The 15,579-nt window shown below is 60.5% G+C and carries 17 protein-coding genes and 1 pseudogene; 13 read left to right on the top strand and 5 right to left on the bottom strand.

Features of this window, described 5'->3' with window-relative positions:
- Positions 1 to 2 precede the first annotated feature (2 nt).
- From CLU84_RS12965 to CLU84_RS12990, 6 genes are read left to right on the top strand one after another with little or no spacing between them, the layout of a single operon-like run.
- Positions 3 to 356 (top strand): hypothetical protein, encoded by a 354-nt coding sequence (locus CLU84_RS12965; protein WP_099737525.1) that lies wholly within the window; start codon positions 3 to 5, stop codon positions 354 to 356.
- Positions 353 to 1,783 (top strand): TolC family protein, encoded by a 1,431-nt coding sequence (locus CLU84_RS12970; RefSeq protein ID WP_099737526.1) that lies wholly within the window; start codon positions 353 to 355, stop codon positions 1,781 to 1,783. Before CLU84_RS12965 ends, CLU84_RS12970 begins: the two co-directional genes overlap by 4 nt.
- Before the next feature lies 1 nt (position 1,784).
- Positions 1,785 to 3,170 carry a multicopper oxidase family protein gene (locus CLU84_RS12975; RefSeq protein ID WP_099737527.1) on the top strand — a complete coding sequence of 462 codons (1,386 nt, stop codon included), beginning with the start codon at positions 1,785 to 1,787 and terminating at the stop codon, positions 3,168 to 3,170.
- A 14-nt stretch (positions 3,171 to 3,184) separates the two neighbouring features.
- On the top strand, positions 3,185 to 3,667 hold the full coding sequence (locus tag CLU84_RS12980; protein WP_099737528.1) for a plastocyanin/azurin family copper-binding protein: 483 nt from the start codon (positions 3,185 to 3,187) through the stop codon (positions 3,665 to 3,667).
- Between the two features lie 21 nt (positions 3,668 to 3,688).
- A complete protein-coding gene (locus CLU84_RS12985) occupies positions 3,689 to 4,180 on the top strand; it encodes a DUF411 domain-containing protein (RefSeq protein ID WP_099737529.1) in 492 nt (163 codons plus the stop codon).
- Between the two features lie 30 nt (positions 4,181 to 4,210).
- Entirely contained in the window at positions 4,211 to 4,564 is a 354-nt protein-coding gene (locus tag CLU84_RS12990; protein ID WP_099737530.1) for a copper-binding protein, read from the top strand.
- An 89-nt stretch (positions 4,565 to 4,653) separates the two neighbouring features.
- On the opposite strand, the gene CLU84_RS12995 is transcribed toward CLU84_RS12990, so the two are convergent.
- Positions 4,654 to 4,836, bottom strand: a complete 183-nt coding sequence (locus CLU84_RS12995) for a hypothetical protein (protein ID WP_369826846.1) — start codon at positions 4,834 to 4,836, stop codon at positions 4,654 to 4,656.
- Between the two features lie 66 nt (positions 4,837 to 4,902).
- Here CLU84_RS12995 and CLU84_RS22465 point away from each other — a divergent pair.
- From CLU84_RS22465 to CLU84_RS13015, 4 genes and pseudogenes are all read left to right on the top strand, one after another.
- Positions 4,903 to 5,037 (top strand): annotated as a pseudogene (locus CLU84_RS22465) (LLM class flavin-dependent oxidoreductase); the annotation flags it as partial.
- Between the two features lie 147 nt (positions 5,038 to 5,184).
- Positions 5,185 to 5,688 carry a hypothetical protein gene (locus CLU84_RS13005; protein ID WP_099737531.1) on the top strand — a complete coding sequence of 168 codons (504 nt, stop codon included), beginning with the start codon at positions 5,185 to 5,187 and terminating at the stop codon, positions 5,686 to 5,688.
- Positions 5,689 to 5,783: 95 nt separating this feature from the next.
- Positions 5,784 to 6,254, top strand: coding sequence for a GreA/GreB family elongation factor (locus CLU84_RS13010; protein WP_099737532.1), 471 nt, complete (start codon positions 5,784 to 5,786; stop codon positions 6,252 to 6,254).
- Between the two features lie 196 nt (positions 6,255 to 6,450).
- On the top strand, positions 6,451 to 7,686 hold the full coding sequence (locus CLU84_RS13015) for a leucine-rich repeat-containing protein kinase family protein (RefSeq protein ID WP_233210041.1): 1,236 nt from the start codon (positions 6,451 to 6,453) through the stop codon (positions 7,684 to 7,686).
- Between the two features lie 4 nt (positions 7,687 to 7,690).
- On the opposite strand, the gene CLU84_RS13020 is transcribed toward CLU84_RS13015, so the two are convergent.
- Positions 7,691 to 8,539, bottom strand: a complete 849-nt coding sequence (locus CLU84_RS13020) for a MetQ/NlpA family ABC transporter substrate-binding protein (protein WP_099737533.1) — start codon at positions 8,537 to 8,539, stop codon at positions 7,691 to 7,693.
- 200 nt (positions 8,540 to 8,739) lie between these two features.
- A complete protein-coding gene (locus CLU84_RS13025; RefSeq protein ID WP_099737534.1) occupies positions 8,740 to 9,702 on the bottom strand; it encodes a LysR family transcriptional regulator in 963 nt (320 codons plus the stop codon).
- Between the two features lie 144 nt (positions 9,703 to 9,846).
- On the opposite strand from CLU84_RS13025, the gene CLU84_RS13030 reads away from it, so the two are divergent.
- A complete protein-coding gene (locus tag CLU84_RS13030) occupies positions 9,847 to 10,749 on the top strand; it encodes an MBL fold metallo-hydrolase (protein WP_099737535.1) in 903 nt (300 codons plus the stop codon).
- A gap of 76 nt (positions 10,750 to 10,825) precedes the next feature.
- A complete protein-coding gene (locus CLU84_RS13035; protein WP_233210042.1) occupies positions 10,826 to 11,146 on the top strand; it encodes a nuclear transport factor 2 family protein in 321 nt (106 codons plus the stop codon).
- A gap of 100 nt (positions 11,147 to 11,246) precedes the next feature.
- On the opposite strand, the gene CLU84_RS13040 is transcribed toward CLU84_RS13035, so the two are convergent.
- Complete coding sequence (locus CLU84_RS13040) at positions 11,247 to 12,083, bottom strand: MetQ/NlpA family ABC transporter substrate-binding protein (protein WP_099737536.1); 837 nt, start codon at positions 12,081 to 12,083, stop codon at positions 11,247 to 11,249.
- A gap of 163 nt (positions 12,084 to 12,246) precedes the next feature.
- Between CLU84_RS13040 and CLU84_RS13045 the strand changes: the two genes are divergently transcribed.
- Positions 12,247 to 13,272, top strand: coding sequence for a P1 family peptidase (locus CLU84_RS13045; RefSeq protein WP_099737537.1), 1,026 nt, complete (start codon positions 12,247 to 12,249; stop codon positions 13,270 to 13,272).
- Here CLU84_RS13045 and CLU84_RS13050 read toward each other — a convergent pair.
- Complete coding sequence (locus CLU84_RS13050; RefSeq protein ID WP_099737538.1) at positions 13,269 to 15,572, bottom strand: DUF1631 family protein; 2,304 nt, start codon at positions 15,570 to 15,572, stop codon at positions 13,269 to 13,271. The two genes, CLU84_RS13045 and CLU84_RS13050, sit on opposite strands and share 4 nt — an antisense overlap.
- Positions 15,573 to 15,579 lie beyond the last annotated feature (7 nt).

The raw sequence follows: 15,579 nt of genomic DNA on the forward strand, positions 1-15,579 counted from the left end.
CTATGCGCAAAGCGCATCCTCTTTCTCTGACGGCCCTCGTGCTTGTCGCAACAGCCAGCCCGCTGGCTTTTGCCCAGACCACAGCTGCGCAGCCGCAGGCCAGCATCCCGGCTCAAGACAACCCCGTCTTTAGCCCCTCTGCGCCCACCCTGCCCCTGCAGCACCAGCCGCTGGCTGCCAGCGGTGCCATCGTTGCCCAGCCCGCCGACTGGAAGGCCGCCAATGCGGCCGTGGCCGAGTTTCCGCGTGGCCATGGCGATGTGCTCAAGTGGGAAAAAGCCCAGAACCCCGCCACAAAAAACACAGATCAGGCCGCGCCTGCGCATGGCCATCACGACCACGGAGGCCAGCGATGAAGCGCCCCCTGACCCGACTCTCGCCTCTGCTGGCCGCGCTGGTGCTGGCCGGCTGCGCCAGCATCTCGCCCGACGGGCTGCGAGGCGATGTCGCCCAGCGCACCGAAGGCCGTTTGCCCGCAGGCGCACAGCTGCCGCCTGTCGATGCCAAGGCCCAGCAAAATGCACAAGCGCAGGTCACAGACTGGCTCAAAACGCCCGTCGATGCCGACACGGCCGTGCGCATTGCCCTGCTCAACAACCCCGGCCTGCAGGCCCAACTGGCGCAGCTGGGCATTGCCGATGCACAGCGCGTGCAGGTGCTGACCCTACCCAATCCCAGCTTTACCTTTGGCCGCTTTCGCAACGGCCACGAGCGCGAGATTGAGCGCCAGCTGAGCTTTGGGCTGGTGCAGCTTGTCACCCTGCCCTGGCGCAGCCGCTGGCAAGGCTGGCAGATGGAGCAAGCCACGATGACGGCAGCCCAGCAAGTGCTGCTGCTGGCCGCAGACACGCGCCGCGCCTGGCTACGCGCCGTGGCGGCTGAACAGGCGCTGGCCGCCAACGAGCGCATGCACGATGCTGCTGCGCTGGGCGGCGAGCTGGCAAAACGCATGGCGCAGGTCGGCAACTTCAGCAAGATGGATCAGGCCCGTGAACTGGCCCAGCAACAGCAAGCCGCCGCCCAGCTGGCGCGTGCACGCCTGAACGCCCAGCTGGAGCGCGAGCAACTGGCCCGCCGCATGGGTCTGTGGGGGCAGCAACTGGCTTTCAAGCTGCCTGCGCAACTGCCTGCCCTGCCCAAAAATGCAGAGCTGCGCAGCGGCGATGACGCCGAAGCCACGGCCCTGCGAGAGCGTCTTGATCTGGGCGTGCTGCGCCGCGATCTGGATGTGACGGCGGGCCGCCAAGGCTGGGCCACGGTTGGCTCCATCTTTGGAGATATTGGCGCCACCTACAGCAACAACACCAGCACGGATAGAGCCACCGGCCACAGCGACAAGACCCAGGGCTGGGAGTTCGATGTGCCGCTGCCGCTGTTTGACTGGGGCTTTGCCGCACGCGGCATGGCGCGCAATCAGGTACTGCGCAGCGCATCGCTGCTGCGCGACAACGCCATCCGCGCGCGCAGCGAGGCGCGCAGCAACTGGCTGAGCTACCGCACCGCCTACGACCTGGCCCAGCAACAACAGGCCGAGGTGCTTCCTCTTGCCAAGCTGATGCAGGAAGAAACCGTGTACCGCTACAACGGCATGTTCATGAGCGTTTGGCAGCTGCTGGCACAGGCGCGCAGCACCACGCAGGCCGTGGTCACGGCAACCGAGGCGCAACGCGACTTCTGGCTGGCCGAGACCGATCTTCAACTGGCCTTAACAGGTACATCACCTGGTACATCGCCCACAGTTAACACCGCAGCGCCCGCTGCAGCTCCCGAGGCAGGTCACTGATATGCAACGCCGCAATTTTTTCACCGGCGCTGCTGCCGCAGTCGCCGCCGCCTCCGTTAGCAAGGTCGCCATGGCAGCCCTGCCCGAGCCCGTCATGCAAAGCAGTGCCGATACCGCTGCGCCACTCACGCCACCCAACGGCCGTCCCTACCAGCCCGTGGTTACGCTCAATGGCTGGACCACGCCGTGGCGCATGAATGCGGGCGTCAAGGAATTCCACCTGGTGGCCGAGCCCGTGGTGCGTGAGGTGGCACCGGGCTTTTTCGTCAATATGTGGGGCTACAACGGCCAGTCGCCCGGCCCCACGATCGAGGTGGTGGAAGGCGACAAGGTACGCATCTTTGTCACCAACCGCCTGCCGGAGAACACCACCATCCACTGGCATGGCCAGCGCCTGCCCAATGGCATGGACGGCGTGGGTGGGTTGAACCAGCCGCATATCCCGCCCGGAAAAACCTTTGTCTACGAGTTTGAAGCACGCCGCCCCGGCACCTTCATGTACCACCCGCATTCCGACGAAATGGTGCAGATGGCCATGGGCATGATGGGCTTGTGGATCACCCACCCCAAGGGAAAGCACCCGCTGATCGACGATGTGCAGCGCGACTACGCCTTCTTGCTCAGCGCATACGCGGTCGAGCCCGGCACCATGACGCCGCGCATCAACGAAATGACGGATTTCAACATCTGGACTTTCAACAGCCGCGCCTTCCCCGCCATCACACCCATGGTGGCCAAACAAGGCGACCGGGTCCGCATCCGCGTGGGCAATCTGACCATGACCAACCACCCCATTCACATCCACGGCCATGAGTTCGAAGTGACGGGCACCGACGGCGGTCCCACGCCCAAGGGTTCGCGCTGGCCCGAGGTGACGACGGACGTGGCCGTGGGCCAGATGCGCCAAGTGGACTTTATCGCAGACGAGCCCGGCGACTGGGCATTTCACTGCCACAAAAGCCACCACACCATGGGCGCCATGGGCCACGATGTGCCCACCATGATTGGCGTGGACCACCGGGGGCTGGTTGGCAAGATTCAAAAAATCGTGCCCGACTACATGCTGATGGGCGAGCGCGGCATGGGCGATATGGGGGCCATGGAAATGCCCCTGCCCGACAACACCTTCCCCATGATGACGGGCACCGGCCCCTACGGTGCTATCGAGATGGGCGGCATGTTCACCAGCTTCAAGGTGCGCAAGGGCCTGGGCGCCAACGATTACAAGGACCCCGGCTGGTACCAGCAGCCCAAGGGCACACAAGCCTATGAATGGAAGGGAGCGCCGCTGGATGCAACCGCCCCGCGCCAGACCATACCCGGCACCGCCCCCGGCGCAGCCAGCGTGCGCAAGCCTGATACCGGCAAAGACCACGCCAACCATTGAAAGGAGTGCTCATCATGAAAACTATGCAATTCATAGCTGCCTGCGCCTTATTGGCGGGCGCTAGCGCCACATTTGCGCATGGAAATATCAGCCATGCACCGACAGCCGCCACCCCACAACAAAAGACCTGGGGCATTGCAGGCAAGGCCCAGGATGCCCAGCGCACCATCACTCTGAACATGAGCGACGACATGCGCTTTGCGCCCAGCCACTTCAGCGTAAAAAAGGGCGAAACACTGCGCCTGCGCGTGGTGAACAAAGGCCAGGTGATGCACGAAGTGGTGCTGGGCACCCAGACCAGCCTGGATGAACACGCGCAGATGATGCTCAAGTACCCCGGCATGGAGCATGCCGAGCCCTATATGGCCCATGTCGCGCCCGGCAAAAGCGAAGACCTGGTCTGGAGCTTTAACCGCGCAGGCAACTTTGACTTTGCCTGCCTGATTGCCGGCCACTACCAGGCTGGCATGACAGGCCGCTTCACCGTCACCGAATAACTGTTGAAAAGGAATCACCCCATGCAAACCACCACCCGCCGCCACGCCCTGCACCTGCTGGCCGCCGCCGCTAGCATGGCTGCCCTGCCCGCCTTCGCGAACAAAGCCACGGCCAAGACCGCCATGGAAGTCTGGAAAAACCCGAACTGCGGCTGCTGCAAGGACTGGATCGTTCTCATGGAAAAAGCCGGCTTTGCCGTCCAAGTCCACGACGTGGGCAACAGCGCCGTGCGCGCCAAGATGGGCCTGCCCCAGCGTCTGGGCTCCTGCCACACCGCACTGGTCGGCGGCTATTTTGTAGAAGGCCATGTGCCCGCCGCCGATGTGCACAAGCTGCTCAGGGAAAAGCCCAAGGCACTGGGTATCACCGTGCCCGGCATGCCCATTGGCAGCCCCGGCATGGACGGCCCTGAATACAACGGCCGCAAAGACCCCTACGACGTGCTGCTGGTCACCAAAAACCTGATGAACAGCGATGTATCGACCCGCGTCTTCACCAGCTATCGCGGCTAAGACCCGCGAGCACCATTTCTGGAGAAACTCATGAAAACCATTCTGTCTATTCTGGCCCTCAGCGCTGCGCTGGCCACCCCTGCTTTTGCGCAGGACCACTCTGCCCACGCCGGTCACGGCGACCACAGCGCTGCTGTTGCCGCTGCCCCCGGCGCTGAGGCTGTGCTGACCGCTGGTGAAGTCACCCGTGTCGATGCCCGTAGCGGCAAGCTCACCATTCGCCATGAGGAAATCAAGAACCTGGACATGCCGCCCATGACCATGGTGTTTGCGCTGGCTGAATCGGCCAAGCCTGCAGCCATCAAAGCTGGCGACAAGGTGCTGTTCCGCGCCGAAGAAAAAGAAGGCGCGTTGATCATCACGCGCATTCAACCGGCATCCTGACGACTGGATCAGCATGGCAAGCGGGCGTGGATTCAACCGGTAGATGCAGCACATTCGTTAAACATCGCAGCCGGGCTCTGGTCGCGGCCTCACTTGGCCGCTTCTTCGCGAATCCAATCCAAGAACACACGCACTTCATTACGGTCAGTCGCTCCAGGCTGAGTCACCGCATAGTAGGCAAACCTTGCCGGCCAGGGCTTGTCCAGCACCTGAATGAGTCGGCCGACGGCGATTTTCTCCTGAGAAGCGACGGGCGTCAAAACCGGAGCCATGAGAAAAGCCACCTCAAGCGCAGCTCCTCCTATGCCGCGTTTTTCGGACACCCCGGCTGCCTGCGCATGTTTGCACCAAACAGGTTGTCCCTGGGTATCTTCCTGCCACTGCGCATATACAAAGGCGATATGTCGGTGCTTCATGGTCAGACAGACCTCGTCACCGATATCGACAGATGCGGGTTTGCCGCCGTGTGGGTTCTTGTATGTCAGCTAGCGGTGCTTATTAGCTTCGGAATCACGGGTCTTGAAAGAGTAGATTTCGCGACTGCCAAGTCACTGATAATTGGCTGATTAAACAAGGCCCGATCCGAGTGTTTGGATCGGGCTTATTTTTTGGATGGAAACATGACGAGCATCACTGAAGACTTGCGCTTTGTAGGTATTGACGACGAAGGCTATGCGCAGGCGGTCGCTACTGCCAAGGCCTTCAAGTATGGAGATGACGAATCCGGCTTCGCTTTCACGGGCAAGGCAACGCTGATGTTCCAACGCGAAAAGGAAGATTGGGCCCATGACTCATTCAGCAGTACGCCCATGATTGTCTTCATTGATCCTATGCAGGGGTCACCGGAAGCACTAGATCCACAAGACGATGAGTTGCTGCGTGCCGTCAGCGACCGCGTGACCTTCATGCACATTCCATCACAGTGCAAAGATATGCAAGTCGATGACGTTTGGGGCATCGACTGCGAGTTCCTGATGTTTGCAATGCCGCACCCGCAGGAAGAAGGAGCAACGGCTTGGCTGCTCATCGCGGGACCCAACAACCGCGCCATCTCTTCCAGGCAGACCGTGCAGGACTACCAGTTCGCAGAATTAAAGAGAGCAGCAACAGATTTGGGCCTGTAAGGCGACTAAGTATCAAAGCAGTACTGATTCATGCGGGTGAGGCACTTCATAGTCAAGGCCTCCTTCCCACTTGTTCGAGATATATACCTTTCACTATGGATAAATTGTTGCTGCAGCAGCAGGTGCTGGAACGGCTAGCCAAGGACCTGCTTCAAGTCGAGCAGGCAGCGCGGGCGGCCCATGAGACGGCGACTCACGAAGAAAACATCGCCGAAAACAAATACGACACTTTGGGTCTCGAAGCCGCCTATCTGGCCACTGGCAAGGCTAGACGCGCCGAAGCCATCCGCCAGGCGATGGCCCATTGGCAGCAGTTCCGCCCGCGCCCCTACAGCGCCAGCGAAGGGATACAGCTAGGCGCGTTGGTCTGCCTGGTGGATGCCGACGGCAAGCAGCAGCAGCTCTTTCTCGGCCCGGATGGGGGAAGCATGAAGCTGGTCTGCGGCACTGAACTCGTTCAGATCATCAGCTGCAAAGCCCCCTTGGGCAGGGCCATGCTGGGCAAGTGCGAGGGTGATGAGGTATCGATACTGGTCCAGCAGTTTGAGGTGCTGTGGGTTCAATAAGCCCACGCTAGTTCACGCTGACTTGATCAGAAACTATTCACCCCAATACCTTCAGCAGCGCTTCTGGCTGATACAGGATCGCAGCGCGGTAGCTCTGCGCTGAAGATTCCCGCTGGCTGAGCGGCAAGTCCTACCAAGCCACCGCATACAGCTCTGCCAGCGCCAATGCCTGCAAGGCGTTAAAGATTTTCATTCGATGCTGCGCTTAGACTGCGGCTCCATGTTGACGCTCAAGCAATTTCACTCTCAGTTAGCCGAAGGTACGCTGGCCGGTGCCCGCCATATCCGCATCAGCGATGCACTGACGGAGTTTCCACAGGCGCTACATGCGCTGGCTGATTCGCTGGAAATTCTGGACCTGTCGGGCAACCAGCTCAGCCAGCTCCCTGCCGATCTGCCGCGCTTCAAAAAGCTGCGCATTCTGTTTGCCTCGAACAATCCGTTCACTGAGCTGCCCACCGTGCTGGGCCAGATGCCAGAGCTGGAGATGGTGGGCTTCAAGGCCTGCCAGATTACCCATGTTCCCGAGCAAAGCCTGCCGCCACGCCTGCGCTGGCTGATCCTGACCGACAACCGGATCCAAGCCCTGCCAGAATCCATAGGCCTGTGCACGCGTTTGCAAAAGCTCATGCTGTCTTGCAATCAGTTGCAGCAACTGCCTGAGGCTCTGGTCCAGTGCCAGAAGCTGGAGCTGCTGCGCATTGCCAGCAACCGTTTTGAGCAGCTCCCAGAGCTGATCTTTGCACTGCCGCAGTTGGCCTGGTTGGCCATGGCTGGCAACCCTATTACTCAAAAAAGTGAGCTGCTAGCGCTTGATGAGCATGGGATAGAGTCCATTTCTTATCAAAACCTGCGGATAGGTGAAAAACTGGGCGAAGGCGCCAGCGGCCACATCTACCGCGCCAACCATGCAGGCCATGCTCTGGCGCTGAAGGTTTTCAAAGCCGCCCACACCAGCGACGGTACGCCGCAATCTGAACTGGCGGCAGGGCTTGCGGCAGGCAGCCACCCCAACCTGCTGACGCCGCTAGGCCCGGTCAGCGGCCTACCCGAGCAGCAACTGGCCATGGCCTTGCCACTGTTGCCAGCCGCCATGCAGGCACTGGCGCAGCCCCCCAGTTTTGAGAGCTGCACGCGCGATGTTTACGGCGCTGAGCAGCATTTTTCACAGCAGGCCGCTCAGTACCTGCTGCAAGGCATGCAAAGCGCTGTCGCTCACCTGCATGCGCGCGGCGTGCTGCATGGCGATCTGTATGCGCACAACATCCTCTGGAATGCGGCAACGGGCGAAGCCGTGCTCAGCGACTTTGGCGCCGCCGCCTTGCTGCAATCACTGTCCCCAAAGCAGATGGCGCAGCTGCAGCAGATCGAGCTGCGCGCGCTGCACCACTTGCAGGATGAGGTTCAGGCAAGAACCTCTACTGCCTATTGATTGCTTACTGCAGAAAGGCCGGCTTGGCGTAGCCGGAAAACTTGCTATCCACCACGGACTTGAATTCCACGGACTTGTAAGCCTCGGCCAGATCCTTGGCCCACTGGCTGTTCTTGTCTTTGGACTTGACGGCCACGATGTTCAGATACTGCTCGGGCGTCTTTTCCAGCAAGACGGAGTCCGAAAGTTTCAGGCCCGAGGAAATCGCGAAGTTGCCGTTGATGATGGCGTACTGCGCATCATCCAGGGCGCGCGGCAGGTGGGCCGCATCCAGCGGCACCAGCTTGATTTTCTTGGGGTTGGATGCCAGGTCCAGCTCCGAGACACGCAGCGGGTTCACGCCTTCCTTTAGCTTGACCAGCCCAGCCTGCTGCAGCAGCAAAATACCGCGCGCCAGATTGCTGGCGTCATTGGGCAGGGCCACACGGTCGCCTTCCTTCAGATCAGCCAGGCTTTTGCGCTGCTTGCTGTATACGCCCATGGGCGCAATAGGCCCTTGCACCAGAGCAGCCAGATCCAGCTTGCGATCGCTCTTGAACTGGTTGAAATACACCTCGTGCTGGAAGAAGTTGGCATCGAGAGAGCCGTCGGCCAGCGCCAGATTGGGCTGGACATAGTCATTGAACTCTACCAGTTTGACCTTGTAGCCCTTCTTTTGCAGGATGGGGACGATACCCGCCTGCAGCTGGTCGATGTTCGAGCCCGCCGTGCCGCCAATCACCAGCTGCTTTTTGCTCGTATCCTGAGCAGCCACCGGCAGAGCCGTTACCAGCGCTGTAGTGCCGGCCATGGCGAGGGCCGCCACAGCCAGAAAACGACGGCGAGCCTGCACTACGGAGAAGGGAAAGTCCATGAAATGCTCCTATGGTTTCTTGAATGAAATCTCTGGGGCCGACGGCCTTGATAAGACGGCGAAAAGCACTGGCCAGATGCAGTATCAAGACAAGGCGAACAATCTCAAAACAACAAAAATCCATCTCTTTATCTAAAAATTCATATATAGACCATCTCTTACGTCTTTCGCATAGGCTTCCTCTGGGAGGAGGGTGCCCCTTATCCAGGTAAGCCCGGTGTTGCAAAACCGGCTTCCCGCCCCTCTCTTTCAATCAGTAAATCCACAAAAGCCCTGACCTTGGCTGCGCGAAAACGTGCTGCCGGGAATACGGCATGAATGCCGCCGTCCGGCAAATGCCACGCTGGCAGAACCTGTATAAGCCGCCCGCCAGCCAGATCTGAGGCGACCACATAGTCCGGCAACACCGAAAGGCCGACACCCTGGCGCACGGCCTCTTGCACCGCCAGCGTTGCGTCCAACGAGACAATGGGATGAACGGCCACGTTCTGGACTCTCTGATCTGTATGCGAAAAACACCAGTGCGCCGGATCTCGCAGCGCGGTGTTCGCCACAAAAGGCAGCACCTCTATCTCTTGGGGCTCATTCAGCCTCTGCACCTGTGCGGCCCAGGAAGGCGCGGCCACCAGCAATTGATTGAAGCTGCCGACCTGCCTGGCCTGCAGATTGAGCTGCGTCAGCCAGCCAACGCGAATCGCCAGTTCCACCTGCCCAGACATCAAATCGACAGACTGATCGCTGAGCACGGCATCCACCTTGCACTGCGGATAACGGCGTGTGAACTCTGCGATGGCCGGCACGACGGCGGCGATGCCGTAGTCCAGCGCCGCCGTCAGCCGCAGCGTGCCTGTGGGCTCCGCCGCCACCTCGGCCAGTTCGTCAAAGGCCTCACCCGCCTCCTTGAGTATTAGCGCGCAGCGCTGGTAAAACGCTCTGCCGGCGTCCGTGGGTGCGACCCTGCGCGTCGTGCGCGTGAGCAAGCTCGCTCTGAACTCACGCTCCAGTCTGGCCACCTGCTGGCTGACCACGGCCTTGGTGATACCCAGACGGTCGGCAGCAGCCGTGAAGCTGCCCGTCTCGACCACGGCCGCAAAGTACGCCAGTCGCTTGAGGTTGGCGAAGTTACTCGCGCCGGGCTCCTCGTTATTGTTTGCTTTATGCATACGGTCTATCTATTTCATCGCTATTTATTTGTCAATGCATTCTTTCTAACATTGCTACCTAGCCTGAAACCAAGCCCGGTGCCCGCAAACCCTGCGTGACGAGTTCTGGAATCGGACCTCGACCAAACTCAACAGGAAACCCATATGCTGACTCGTCGCCACTTCGTTCTCACCGCCACTGCCGCTGGTGCGGCCACCGCTCTGGCGGGCTGCGCTGCCCCATCGAACAACACCGGTGCGCCGCTGCAATGGAAGCATTTCCCAGCAGGTGAAAAAGGCTTTTTCCGCGCCCCGGTGCTGCTGTCCGGCGACAAGGAAGCCATGCTGATCGACGGGGGCTTCTCCCTGCCCGATGGCCGCGCCGTGGCGGAGGCCATCAAGGCTTCAGGCAAGACGTTGACCACCATCTACATCAGCCAGAGCGACCCCGACTACTATTTCAGCCTGGGGCCCATCAAGGCAGCGTTTCCACAGGCCAGGGTAATTGCCGCATCCGACACGCTGGCCGCCATCCGCGCCAATGTGCAAAAGAAGATTGACACTTGGGCCCCCCAGCTCAAGGAAAACGGGCCACAGAAGCTGGCCGACATTGTCTTGCCCGAGGCCTTCGATGCGCCGTCGCTGACGCTGGAAGGCAAGACCATCGAGATCGTAAAAGCCCAGGGCATGGACAACCGCCGCTATCTGTGGGTGCCCTCGCTAAATGCCGTATTCGGCGGCGTGCTGATTTTCTCGGGCCTGCATGTCTGGACGGCAGATACGCCCACTCCAGCCTCTCGCGCCGCCTGGATCAAAAACCTGGAAGCCATGGCTGCACGCCAGCCCTCCGTGGTCGTGCCAGGCCATATGGCGGCTAACGGCGCGCTCGATGTCTCGGCCATCCACTACACCCGCGACTACCTGCTGGCCTTTGAGCAGGAATTGGCCCAGGCCGCCAACGCCGAGGCATTGATTGCTGCTATGCAGCGTCGCTACCCGAATGCAGGCTTGGCTGCTGCGCTGCAGATTGGCGCCAAGGTCGCCAAGGGCGAGATGAAATGGGGTTGAGCATGACTACAAACCTCGACCTCATTCGCGCGACCTATGAAGGCTTGCCGCAAGAAACGTCAAAAATCTGCGGGCCTTGCTGACCCCGGATACCCGCTGGACGGAAGCTGCCGGCTTTCCCTACGCTGGCACTTATGTCGGTGCCGAGCAGATCATTTCCGGCGTATTCCAGCGCCTGACCATGGAATGGGAAAACTATCAGGCCCAGGTTCACACCTACCTGGCCGATGGACAGCGCGTGGCCGCCTTCGGCGTCTACTCGGGCATTTATCGCGCCACCGGTAAACCCATGACTGCCAGCTTTGCCCACCTCTACAGCCTTGAAAATGGAAAAATCATGCGCATGGAGCAGTTCGTGGACAGCCATGCCGTGCGGCAAGCCCTGCAATCCGACTGAGAGCCGAGAACCAGAAGCTGGCACCATTTGTGCGTCCACGAAAAAAGGACCGGTAGCTCCGGTCCTTTTTCTCCAGCCAACGGCTTTACGCCAACTTGGCTTACTTCAGAAATGTCGGCTTGGAATAGCCAGGAAACTGGCTGTCCACCACGGCCTTGAACTCGGGCGAACGGTAGGCTGCTGCCAGATCCTGCGCCCATTGCGACTTTTCGTTGCCGGTTTTCACGGCCACCACGTTCAGGTACAGATCGGGGGTCTTTTCCAGCACCACGGCTTCGCTCAGCTTCAGGCCGGACGAGACGGCAAAGTTGCCGTTGACCACCACATAATCAGCATCTTCAAGCACGCGGGGCAGCTGGGCGGCTTCCAGCGCCACAAACTTCAGCTTGTGGGTGTTGGCAGCCAAGTCCAGCTCGGAGATACGGGCGGGGTTCACGCCTTCCTTGACCTTGACGAGGCCAGCCTGCTGCAGCACCAGCAGTGCGCGGGCGAGGTTGCTGGGGTCATTGGGCAGAGCGACCTTGGCGCCGCTCTTGATATCGGCCAGACCCTTGTGCTTCTTGCTGTAGATGCCCATGGGCGCCACCGGGCCTTGAGCAATAGCAGTCAGCGCCAGCTTGCGGTCGGCAGTGAACTGGTCAAAGTAAGCACGGTGCTGGAAGAAGTTGGCGTCGAGCGAGCCGTCGGACAGCGCGAGGTTCGGCTGAACATAGTCGTTAAACTCGATCAGCTTGATCTGGTAACCCTTTTTCTGCAGCTGAGGCACGATGCCTTTTTGTAGCAGGTCATAGTTGGAGCCTGCGGTGGCGCCAATCAGCAGGTTTTTCTTGGCTGCGTCTTGCGCCATGGCAGGAGCGCCCAGAGTGACGGCAAAGGCCAGAGCAGCAGTTGCCAGCACGGTGCGGCGGTTAGCGGCAAAAGAGAAATGGGCAGACATGAATCACTCCTTGAATTGAATGCGCTTTCGCAGCACAGTTCTCATTTGTTTACCGCGCTGCAACAATGTGAGTAAGTATGAACCTTCTTAGAGCCCACTCTTAAGAATAAAAACCCATCTGTTTATCTTGAAAAGCATATAAAAGATCTCCGGGAGCCTGTGCATGACCTCTATCTCGTCCATCCAAGACCTGCTGGCCCACCAAGGCCATATCGCCCGCGTCAAAGGCATTCGCGTGGGACAGTTCACCGATGCGCGCCGCCCCACCGGCTGCACCGCCGTGCTCTGCGCTGAAGGCGCTGTTGGCGGCGTGGATGTGCGTGGTGCAGCACCGGGCACGCGCGAGACGGATTTGCTGCACCCCAGCAATCTGGTGCAGGAGGTGCACGGCATCATGCTGGCAGGTGGCAGCGCCTGGGGGCTGGATGCTGCCAGCGGCGCCGTTCAGTGGCTGGAAGAGCAAGGCGCAGGCCTGAACATTGGCGTGGGCCGCATTCCACTGGTACCCGCCGCCGTGTTGTTTGATGTGATGCTGGGCGATATGCGCATTCGCCCCGATGCCGCTGCGGGCTACGCCGCCTGCCAGAGCGCCCACACCGATCGCCCCGCCGAAGGCAGCGTGGGCGCAGGTGCAGGGGCCGTGGTGGGCAAAGTTTTTGGCCATGAGCGTGCCATGAAGGGGGGTATTGGCACGGCCAGCTTTACCGTGGATGGTGTGACCGTGGGCGCCATCATTGCCTGCAATGCGCTGGGCGATGTGTTCAACCCCTTCAATGGCGAGCTATTGGCGGGAGCACGCACCGCTGATGGTCAACAGTTGCGCAACACGCGCGATGCCTTGCTGGCCGGCGAAGAGCCCCGCCCCATTCTGGCAGGCAGCAACACCACGATTGGCGTGGTCGCCACCGATGCCATCATCACCAAGGCGCAGGCCCATCGATTGGCCGTAGTGGCCCATGACGGTCTGGCCCGCGCTATCAACCCCGTGCACACCATGAGTGATGGCGACAGCCTGTTTGCACTGGGGACAGGCCAGAGCGGTAAAAGTCCGGGAATGATGACACTTAGCACGCTTGCAGCAGAAGCCGTCGCGGTAGCGACGGTCCGCGCTATTTTGCTGGCGCAGTCGGTGCAGGTCGCAGGACAGGCAACGCTGCCTAGCTATCAAGATTTCAATGCCAAGAATTAGGCCATTGCCTCAAGGCGACGCAGCTGACCTTGTGTCAGCAACTTGTCGCGCATGCGCCGCGTCATAGACTGGGTGCTGCCATCCTCTGCTGTAAAGAGGAACAGGCTTTGTTGCGGGCTGACCCAGGTCAGCTTGGTACGCAGTTGCTGGCGCTCGTTGCGCAGCTCCACCCAGGTGCCCAGCGGCCATTCGAAGAGTTCAGCGCCATTGGGCTGCGGGGCTTGGGCGGAGGCAGGGGCAACCACCGGTTCGACCACGACAGCAGGCTCTCGCCTTACGGGTTCAGGCCTGAACGCGAACGGCACCGCTGGCTTGAGTGGGTGCAGCGGCTTGGCTTCAGGCTCGGGAGCAAAGTCAAACACCACATCCATCATTTCGGTCAAAACCGGCGGTGACGAGTCCAGACCCGCATGCACGGTTTCCGTCGCCCCATCGAGCCCAACCAGCATGCTGGGCAACTCATCCAGCACATCCGTCGCCAAAAAGCTTTCTGCGCGCAGGCACGCAGCTTCGGCAGCATCCAGAACACGCTGCTGCAAGCTACCCAGACGGGCTGCCAGCGCCGCAATCTCGACATCCGTACGGCCCACGCCGCGCAGTCCCCGCGCCAAGCGGCGCTGAAGCTTGGGGGCAATGGTCACCAGCCGCTCTACATCTTGAGACGCCTGAGGTGACACGCTCCACAGCAAACTGGGCACCAAAGCCAGATAACCACCGGGATCACGCTCCTGAGCAGTCCCGCCCTTTTGCAAAGCCTGTTGCTGCGCCTGTGCAATGACACCCGCCCAAGGGCCGGTCACAAAATCCAGAATATCTTCAGGCACGCCCTTGGCGCTGGGCAGGCTGCGAATCATCTGCGCCAGCTGCATGGCATCGGGCTGCGCCTGCTCCATAACGGCACTCACCATCTGGCGATCTACCAGCCCCAAGGCCGAACTCATCAACCCTTGCTGGGTAGATTGCTCACCATCGGCCTGCGAGCCCAGTGCGACAATACGGCTCATCCGCCCTTCTGGCGGCCACTGCTCACGCACATATTGCAGTGCCTGCGAAAACATGGCTGCATTCACCTGAGCAAGGCTGGCGAGCTTGTTCGTGGCCGCTTCGGCCACGGCAATAAAGTGCGCAAAGCCCAGAGCAGATTCGCTGGAAAACCACAGGCTGCGTGCCGTCAGCTCATCAAGCAATTGCCGTGCCGGATGCATCCGATCGTCAAAAAAGCTACGGTCATGCACCACGAGCTGATGCAGCACAGGCTCCAGGTGTCGCAGCACTTTTTGCACTGCGGGCAGCAAACGCCCGTCACTGGTCATATGGCTCATCATGCGCTGCAGCGTGCGCATATGAATCAGCGAGATAGGTGCCTGACTCGGCTGCGCCGGTCGCAACCCACCAAGAGAACTGGATACCCAGGGCTGATGCGTGTTCTGCAATGCAGAGGCGGAATATGAAGTCCAGCCCGGCTGCAGGCCTTGCCCGCGGTCTGGCATCGCGACGGGAGCAGGCTCAGTCGCCGGCCAGCCCGCTAACATGGAATCGGTCAGCGACTGCGGCACGGTGCAGCGCATGTCGTCAATCCAGCGCAGGTCTGATGCCATTTCCTGTAGCAAACGCAGGGTCAGCAGGCACTGAGGTTGGGCATCAACGTCTGCGCCATAACGCGCAGGCTGCACGCCCTGCTGACGCAACAGATTAGCGGCGCGGGAGTATTCACTGACGAGTAACGCGCCCAGTTGCTGCACCATGAACTCGCGCCAGCAATCGGCCACTTCAGTAGCGGGCTGCAATGCTGTCAATGACTGGCTCAGGGCCCGTACATAGTTTTCCAGTCGCAGCGGGTTGCACTCGGGATGGGCAGATTCCAGACCCTGTGCACCACTCATCAACGCATCCAGATCGGCCAGTGCCAGCTCGACCTGCGGGGAGATCAGTTGCACCAGTTTGTGCTCAGCCTTGAGCTGACGACTTGCTGACTCCGCCATGGAAGCCAGTGGTAAAAGCTGCCCAGTGCCAGTGTCCAGCGTCTGGGCACTAAAGGAAAAAGGTTGGCGCGCTGACAGGACCAGTGCTTCCAGCAAGTTCTGCGGAAAGCTGTTGATGATCGAGGTCCGGTGCTGCTGCAGGTTGTGCAGCGCCGCACTGAGCACATCGCGCCTTGCAAAGGAAAAATCCGTTGAGAGCGTCTGCTCCAACGCATATTCGGTGCGCTGCAATAAACGCAGCGCGAATGCATCAGCGCCACGTACTGCCTGGACTAGGCATGTACGCAGCACGGTGACAGATGCATGTGCGAGGCTCATAGCCCCT

The organism is Comamonas sp. 26 (genome assembly GCF_002754475.1).
Lineage (GTDB): Bacteria > Pseudomonadota > Gammaproteobacteria > Burkholderiales > Burkholderiaceae_C > Comamonas.

Bases quoted from the DNA above. Each gene is read 5' to 3' on its own strand.
- CLU84_RS12965 (WP_099737525.1), top strand. From the start codon at position 3: ATGCGCAAAGCGCATCCTCTTTCTCTGACGGCCCTCGTGCTTGTCGCA.
- CLU84_RS12970 (WP_099737526.1), top strand. From the start codon at position 353: ATGAAGCGCCCCCTGACCCGACTCTCGCCTCTGCTGGCCGCGCTGGTG.
- CLU84_RS12975 (WP_099737527.1), top strand. From the start codon at position 1,785: ATGCAACGCCGCAATTTTTTCACCGGCGCTGCTGCCGCAGTCGCCGCC.
- CLU84_RS12980 (WP_099737528.1), top strand. From the start codon at position 3,185: ATGAAAACTATGCAATTCATAGCTGCCTGCGCCTTATTGGCGGGCGCT.
- CLU84_RS12985 (WP_099737529.1), top strand. From the start codon at position 3,689: ATGCAAACCACCACCCGCCGCCACGCCCTGCACCTGCTGGCCGCCGCC.
- CLU84_RS12990 (WP_099737530.1), top strand. From the start codon at position 4,211: ATGAAAACCATTCTGTCTATTCTGGCCCTCAGCGCTGCGCTGGCCACC.
- CLU84_RS12995 (WP_369826846.1), bottom strand. From the start codon at position 4,836: ATGGCTCCGGTTTTGACGCCCGTCGCTTCTCAGGAGAAAATCGCCGTC.
- CLU84_RS13005 (WP_099737531.1), top strand. From the start codon at position 5,185: ATGACGAGCATCACTGAAGACTTGCGCTTTGTAGGTATTGACGACGAA.
- CLU84_RS13010 (WP_099737532.1), top strand. From the start codon at position 5,784: ATGGATAAATTGTTGCTGCAGCAGCAGGTGCTGGAACGGCTAGCCAAG.
- CLU84_RS13015 (WP_233210041.1), top strand. From the start codon at position 6,451: ATGCTGCGCTTAGACTGCGGCTCCATGTTGACGCTCAAGCAATTTCAC.
- CLU84_RS13020 (WP_099737533.1), bottom strand. From the start codon at position 8,539: ATGGACTTTCCCTTCTCCGTAGTGCAGGCTCGCCGTCGTTTTCTGGCT.
- CLU84_RS13025 (WP_099737534.1), bottom strand. From the start codon at position 9,702: ATGCATAAAGCAAACAATAACGAGGAGCCCGGCGCGAGTAACTTCGCC.
- CLU84_RS13030 (WP_099737535.1), top strand. From the start codon at position 9,847: ATGCTGACTCGTCGCCACTTCGTTCTCACCGCCACTGCCGCTGGTGCG.
- CLU84_RS13040 (WP_099737536.1), bottom strand. From the start codon at position 12,083: ATGTCTGCCCATTTCTCTTTTGCCGCTAACCGCCGCACCGTGCTGGCA.
- CLU84_RS13045 (WP_099737537.1), top strand. From the start codon at position 12,247: ATGACCTCTATCTCGTCCATCCAAGACCTGCTGGCCCACCAAGGCCAT.
- CLU84_RS13050 (WP_099737538.1), bottom strand. From the start codon at position 15,572: ATGAGCCTCGCACATGCATCTGTCACCGTGCTGCGTACATGCCTAGTC.